This window comes from Albimonas pacifica, from assembly GCF_900113695.1.
In the GTDB taxonomy this organism is placed as follows: domain Bacteria; phylum Pseudomonadota; class Alphaproteobacteria; order Rhodobacterales; family Rhodobacteraceae; genus Albimonas; species Albimonas pacifica.
Map to the genome: position 1 here is coordinate 1 of NZ_FOQH01000030.1, position 5,460 is coordinate 5,460.

At 72.3% G+C, this 5,460-nt stretch carries 7 protein-coding genes and 2 pseudogenes; 6 read left to right on the plus strand and 3 right to left on the minus strand.

Features of this window, described 5'->3' with window-relative positions:
* Positions 1 to 219: pseudogene (locus tag BM064_RS26010) on the plus strand (copper-transporting ATPase); the annotation flags it as partial.
* Positions 220 to 586: 367 nt separating this feature from the next.
* On the opposite strand, the gene BM064_RS26015 reads toward BM064_RS26010, so the two are convergent.
* Genes BM064_RS26015 through BM064_RS26025 form a run of 3 tightly spaced genes read right to left on the minus strand, consistent with a single transcriptional unit; the run spans position 587 to position 2,709 of the window.
* Positions 587 to 1,030 (minus strand): YqaA family protein, encoded by a 444-nt coding sequence (locus BM064_RS26015; protein WP_092866335.1) that lies wholly within the window; start codon positions 1,028 to 1,030, stop codon positions 587 to 589.
* A 4-nt stretch (positions 1,031 to 1,034) separates the two neighbouring features.
* On the minus strand, positions 1,035 to 2,405 hold the full coding sequence (locus BM064_RS26020; RefSeq protein WP_092866338.1) for an MFS transporter: 1,371 nt from the start codon (positions 2,403 to 2,405) through the stop codon (positions 1,035 to 1,037).
* A gap of 40 nt (positions 2,406 to 2,445) precedes the next feature.
* Complete coding sequence (locus BM064_RS26025) at positions 2,446 to 2,709, minus strand: metal-sensing transcriptional repressor (RefSeq protein ID WP_092866341.1); 264 nt, start codon at positions 2,707 to 2,709, stop codon at positions 2,446 to 2,448.
* A gap of 159 nt (positions 2,710 to 2,868) precedes the next feature.
* On the opposite strand from BM064_RS26025, the gene BM064_RS26030 reads away from it, so the two are divergent.
* The 5 genes and pseudogenes from BM064_RS26030 to BM064_RS26050 all read left to right on the plus strand — a co-directional run.
* Positions 2,869 to 3,234 (plus strand): hypothetical protein, encoded by a 366-nt coding sequence (locus BM064_RS26030; protein WP_092866344.1) that lies wholly within the window; start codon positions 2,869 to 2,871, stop codon positions 3,232 to 3,234.
* A 63-nt stretch (positions 3,235 to 3,297) separates the two neighbouring features.
* Positions 3,298 to 4,023 (plus strand): HupE/UreJ family protein, encoded by a 726-nt coding sequence (locus tag BM064_RS26035; protein ID WP_092866347.1) that lies wholly within the window; start codon positions 3,298 to 3,300, stop codon positions 4,021 to 4,023.
* Between the two features lie 11 nt (positions 4,024 to 4,034).
* Positions 4,035 to 4,637: a transmembrane anchor protein gene (locus BM064_RS26040; RefSeq protein WP_092866350.1), complete on the plus strand. Its 603-nt coding sequence runs from the start codon at positions 4,035 to 4,037 to the stop codon at positions 4,635 to 4,637.
* Between the two features lie 56 nt (positions 4,638 to 4,693).
* Complete coding sequence (locus tag BM064_RS26045) at positions 4,694 to 4,942, plus strand: hypothetical protein (protein WP_092866353.1); 249 nt, start codon at positions 4,694 to 4,696, stop codon at positions 4,940 to 4,942.
* Positions 4,943 to 5,326: pseudogene (locus BM064_RS26050) on the plus strand (IS66 family transposase); the annotation flags it as partial. It lies immediately after the preceding gene.
* Positions 5,327 to 5,460: the final 134 nt, after the last annotated feature.

A 5,460-nucleotide genomic window follows, 5' to 3' on the forward strand; every position in this document is an offset into this window, starting at 1 on the left:
CGGCTGGCCGAGGCGACCATGCGCAACATCCGCCAGAACCTGTTCTTCGCCTTCGTCTACAACGCGGCCGGCGTTCCCCTGGCCGCGGGCGTTCTCTACCCGGTCTTTGGCCTTCTGCTGTCCCCCGTGGTGGCCGCGGCGGCGATGAGCCTGTCCTCGGTCTCGGTGATCGGCAACGCGCTCAGGCTGCGGGCGGTCCGGCTGCACGGCCCGGACTGACGCGGGCAAGTCCAGGGCCGCCCCCGCTCCCGGGCGGCGGAGGCCGGGGTGTCACGGCTGCGGGCTCGTCCGCCGCCGGACCACAAATCGGAGGAACTCGCCATGTACGGCGATGCGATGGGCGATGGAATGATGGGCTTCGGCTGGCTGTCGGGCCTGCTGCTGATCGTGCTGGCCGTGCTGGCGATCGCGGCGCTGGTCAAGTACCTGAGCAAGTAGGTTCGCCGTCGCCGGACATCGCCGCTTCGGCCTACGGATCTCGGCTACCGGTCGCGACCTGGGCGGGACCGACGTCTGCCGCGCTCGGAACAGGCTCGGAACTCCCGAACAAGAGCAGGGCTCGGAGCCAGCGATCTGGAAAGCGCGGTCACTCCGCAACCCAGCCCTCCGCCAGCCAGGCGACGAGGACGTAGCGGCCGAGCTTGGCGAGGGTGACCAGGGCCAGGAACGCCGGCAGGGGCTCGCGCAGGACGCCGGCGACGAGGGTGAGGGGGTCGCCGATGAACGGGGCCCAGGAGAGCAGCAGGGACCACTTGCCCCAGCGGCGATACCAGCCCTCGGCGCGCTGCATCCGCTGGCGCTTCACCGGGAACCAGCGGCGGCCCTCGAAATGGGCGACGTAGCGGCCCAGCAGCCAGTTGACGGTGGAGCCGAGGACGTTGCCGACGGTGGCGACCGCGATCAGGGCCCAGGCGGGGTAGTGCTGGGCGAGGACCATGCCGGCGAGCAGGATCTCGGACTGCGCGGGCAACACGGTGGCGGCGAGGAAGCAGACCAGGAACAGGCCGGCGAAATCGGTCAGGTGGACCATGCGCTCAGGCGCGTCCCGCCACGGGCCAGCCGTGGTGCAGGTCGTCGATCACGAACGGATGGGCGTGGCGGTGGGGGCCGGCGGCGGCGCGCAGGTGGGGGTGGTCGGGCGGCAGCTCGGGGTGGGCGTGAGGGATGACCTCGGGGTCCTCCGCGGGCCAGAGGCGGGCGGCGACGAGGGCGGCCAGCAGGGCGAGGACGCCCAGCAGCGCCATGGTCGCGGGCAGGCCCGCGGCGCCGCCCAGCCAGCCGGCGAGCGGATAGGTCGCGAGCCAGCAGGCGTGGGACAGGGCGAACTGCGCGGCGAACAGCGCGGGACGGTCAGGCGCGTGGGCTGAGCGGCGCAGGAGACGGCCGCCGGGGGTCTGGACGGCGGACCAGGCCAGCCCCAGCAGGGCCCAGCCGCAGAGCAGCGCGGGCCAGAGCCAGTCGGCGGGCGCGTCGCCGGCCAGCCCGGCCCCCAGCACGGCGGAGAGCGCGACCGTCAGCCCTCCCAGCCCCAGCGCCGCCGGCAGCATCACCTGGCGGTCGCCGGTCCGGTCCAGCAGGCGCGGCAGCAGCAGCGCGGCGGCCATCGAGCCGGCGCCGAAGCAGCCCATGGCGAGCGCCAGCGCGGGCTCGTCCAGGCCCAGCGGGCCGCGCACGATCACCACGGTGTTGACGATCACCATGGCCCCGGCCGAGGCGACGGCGAAGTTCAGCGCCAGCAGGCCGCGCAGGCGGGGCGTGGCGAGGTAGATGCGCGCGCCCGAGGTCAGGCCGCGCAGGAAGGGGGCCGGAGGGGACTCGCCCGCCCGGGTCGGATCTGGGCGCGGCAAGCGGGTCGCGAAGACCAGCGCGGCGGAGGCGAGGAAGCCCGCGACCGTGCCCACGAACAGGCTGTGATAGCTGACCACCGTCAGCAGCAGGGCCGCGAGGGTGGGGCTGAGCAGGTTCTCCAGGTCATAGGCCAGGCGTGAGAGGGAGAGGGCGCGGGTGTAGCGGGCCTCGTCCGGCAGCACGTCGGGGATGGTGGCCTGGAAGGTCGGGGTGAAGGCGGCCGAGGCGGATTGCAGGGCGAAAATCAGGACGTAGACCTGCCAGACCTCGGTCACGAAAGGCAGCAGCAGGGCGACGGCGGCGCGCACCACGTCCAGGGCGATCAGCAGCGCGCGGCGCGGCAGGCGGGCGGCGAGGGCCCCGGGGAGGGGAGCCACGCCGACGTAGGCGATCATCTTCACCGCCAGCGCCGCGCCCAGGACGGCGCCGGCGCGCTCCCCGGCCAGGTCGTAGGCCAGCAGCGCCAGCGCCACCGTCAGCAGCCCCGTGCCGGCCAGCGCGATCACCTGCGCCGCGAACAGGCGGCGATAGGTGCGATCGGCGAGAACCTCCAGCATCGGGCGCGCTCCTTCGAGGCGGCGGGACGGGTCGAGGCGGCTACAGGTGGCGGGCGATCTTGCGGAACTCGTCCGCCTCCAGCGCGTCCGCGTGGGCGGGGTCGAGGCAATGGTCGAGGTGGTCGAGGATCAGCTCGCGCTTCGCCGCGGCCACGGCCCGCTCCACCGCGTGCAGCTGCTGGGCGATGTCGAGGCAGGGGCGGCCAGCCTCGATCATCTCGATCACGCTGCGCAGGTGGCCGTCGGCCCGCTTCAGGCGGGCGGCGATCTTCGGGTGGCCGGGATGGTCGTGGGCGTCGCTCATAGGCTGGACATATCCTCCCTGGGGGGATATTTCCAGTCTCGGTCGCGAGGGGGAGAAACAGGACCGCGGGCGAGGTCTGCGACCTCCGTCGGATTGCATGGGGCGCGGCCCCGGGGCAGCCTGCGGTCAGGCCCGGCCCGGCGGTCGAGAAGGAGCGTCATGCGGACGACCCCGTCCCCCTCCCTGCAAGACCTCCTGCGCGCGGCGGTCTGCGTGCTGGTCGCGCTGGCCTTTCTCGGCGGCGTCTTCGCGCGCGAGGCGCTGCACCCCGCGCCGGACGCCGAGGACCTCGCCACGCTCGACCGCGCCATCGCGCACGGGCACTTCCACGGCGACCCGTCCGAGTTGATGCGCCTCGTCCACGGCCACGGGACCGAGACGGCCGACCACGACCAGAAGCCGATCCTGGCCCGCGGCCCCGCCCCGCATGCGCCGAGCCCCGCGCTCGGCGCCCGTTGGCGCGAAGCGGCGACCGGCCCGCCGGCGCCGCCGGCCTACGATCTCGACCGACCTCCGCGCGTCTGAGTCGTCGCCGCGAGCCCTGCTGGCGGACTACCGAGACGATTCAACAACATACGGAGATTGCGAATGCATCGGCCATCGCGGCGCCCAGGCACGGACCTGGCGCGCACGACGACCCGCCTGCTGCTCGGCCTCCCGGCGCTCTGCGCGCTCGCCGGCCCTGCGGCCGCCCACAACGTCACCCCCGGGGACGCGGGCTATATCCAGGAGATCTGGGGGGTCCACCTGATCCCCTTCCTCTATCTCGGCGCCAAGCACATGGTGACCGGCTACGACCACATCCTGTTCCTGCTGGGGGTGGTGTTCTTCCTCTACCGGATGAACCAGGTGGCGCTTTACGTCAGCCTGTTCGCCATCGGCCATTCCACGACCATGCTGCTGGGCGTGTGGTTCGGCTGGGGGATCGACGCCTACCTGATCGACGCGATCATCGGGCTGAGCGTCGCCTACAAGGCGGCCGACAACCTCGGGCTGTTCAAGCAATGGTTCGGGGTGCAGCCCAACGTGAAGGCGGCCACGCTGATCTTCGGGCTGTTCCACGGGACCGGCCTCGCCACCAAGATCCTCGACTACCAGATCTCGCCCGACGGGCTGCTGCCCAACCTGCTGGCCTTCAACGTGGGCGTCGAGATCGGCCAGATCCTGGCGCTGGCGGCGATCCTGATCGCCATGGGCTGGTGGCGGCGCAGCCCGAAGTTCCTGGGCCAGGCCTACGCCGTCAACGTCGTGATGATCGTCATCGGCGTCATGCTCACCGCCTGGCAACTCGTCGGCTACTACGAAAACGCCTGAGGGAACCCCGGATGTTCAACGCACCCCGACCCAACCCCGAGGACCTGCCCACGCCGGCGCAGCTCCGCCGCTCGACCGTGCTCGCCGCCCTAGGCGCCGTCGCCATCGCCGTCTGCGTGGTGATGCCGGCCGAATACGGCGACGACCCCACCGGCGTCGGCGCCCTGCTGGGCTTGACCGAGATGGGCGAGATCAAGTCCCAGCTCGCCCGGGAGGCCGAGGAGGACCACGCCTCGCTGTGGCGTCGCGGCCTCCAGGGCGCCGCCGCCCTGCTGGTCGGCTCGGCCCAGGCCCAGGAGGCCTGGCGCGACGAATTCAGCTTCACCCTCCAGCCCGGCGAGTCCGCCGAGTGGAAGCTAATGATGACCGAGGGCCAGACGGCCCAGTATCTGATGACCGTCGAGGGCGGCCGCGTGAACTTCGATCTTCACGGCCACGGCGGCGGCCAGTCGGAGACCTATGAGCGCGGCCGCGGCTCCACCGGCTCCGAGGGCGCGATCCTGGCCCCCTTCGACGGCGAGCACGGCTGGTTCTGGCGCAACCGCGACAGCCAGCCGGTCACGGTGACCGTGCAGCTGCGCGGCGAATACGCCGAGCTCAAGCAGATGGACTGATCGTCCCCGCCGGGGCGGCGCGCCCGCCCCGGCCCCTCCGGAGACGGGAGACCGACATGCTCAGACCCATCGCGCTCGCCGCCCTGCTGGCCTACGCCGCGCCCGCAGCCCAGGCCCACATGGCCGGGCACGGCACGCTGGACGAGGACCAGATCCTGGTCGTCGCCTCGCTGCGCAACGACGCGGAGCGCCCGGTGCTCTACCTGCTGATCGCCGGCGACGGCGGCGCGATGGACGCCAGCTTCACGGGCGTCTTCCCGGTATGTCTACGAGCCGGGCAGGTCGGAAGGTCCGGCCTCTGCTGACTGCCGACCGAGGCGGCGCTCGCCCATGTCCTCGTCGCTAGATACGCCGACCACATTCCTCTGTATCGCCAGGCGCAGATCCTGGCGCGCTCGGGCGCCGAACTGGACCGCGCGACCTTGGCCGGCTGGGTCGGCAAGGCCGCCTTCCATCTCGGCCCGATCGTCAAGCGCATGGTCGATGAGCTGAAGCGCGGGGACCGCCTCTTCATGGACCAGACCCCGGCGCCGGTGCTGGCCCCGGGACGAGGCAAAACCAAAACCGGATACCTCTGGGCGCTGGCGTGGGACGACCGTCGCTGGGGCGGCGCCGCTCCGCCCGCTGTGGTCTATGGCTACGCGCCCGGCCGCGGCGTCGAACATGCCGAGCGCCTGCTGCGTGGCTTCTCCGTCTCCGCGAGCAATCCGAACACCGAGCGGTGCAGCTGAGCCCGCCCTTCCTCGGCCAGCTCCACCATCCGCCGCACCCATCCGCCGGGGTTTCGCACAACGCCGCCGCGTGCCTCAGCCCCAGCAAAGGC

Coding starts and splice junctions, on each gene's coding strand:
- BM064_RS26045 (WP_092866353.1), top strand. CDS start 4,694: ATGCTCAGACCCATCGCGCTCGCCGCCCTGCTGGCCTACGCCGCGCCC.
- BM064_RS26035 (WP_092866347.1), top strand. CDS start 3,298: ATGCATCGGCCATCGCGGCGCCCAGGCACGGACCTGGCGCGCACGACG.
- BM064_RS26015 (WP_092866335.1), bottom strand. CDS start 1,030: ATGGTCCACCTGACCGATTTCGCCGGCCTGTTCCTGGTCTGCTTCCTC.
- BM064_RS26030 (WP_092866344.1), top strand. CDS start 2,869: ATGCGGACGACCCCGTCCCCCTCCCTGCAAGACCTCCTGCGCGCGGCG.
- BM064_RS26025 (WP_092866341.1), bottom strand. CDS start 2,709: ATGAGCGACGCCCACGACCATCCCGGCCACCCGAAGATCGCCGCCCGC.
- BM064_RS26020 (WP_092866338.1), bottom strand. CDS start 2,405: ATGCTGGAGGTTCTCGCCGATCGCACCTATCGCCGCCTGTTCGCGGCG.
- BM064_RS26040 (WP_092866350.1), top strand. CDS start 4,035: ATGTTCAACGCACCCCGACCCAACCCCGAGGACCTGCCCACGCCGGCG.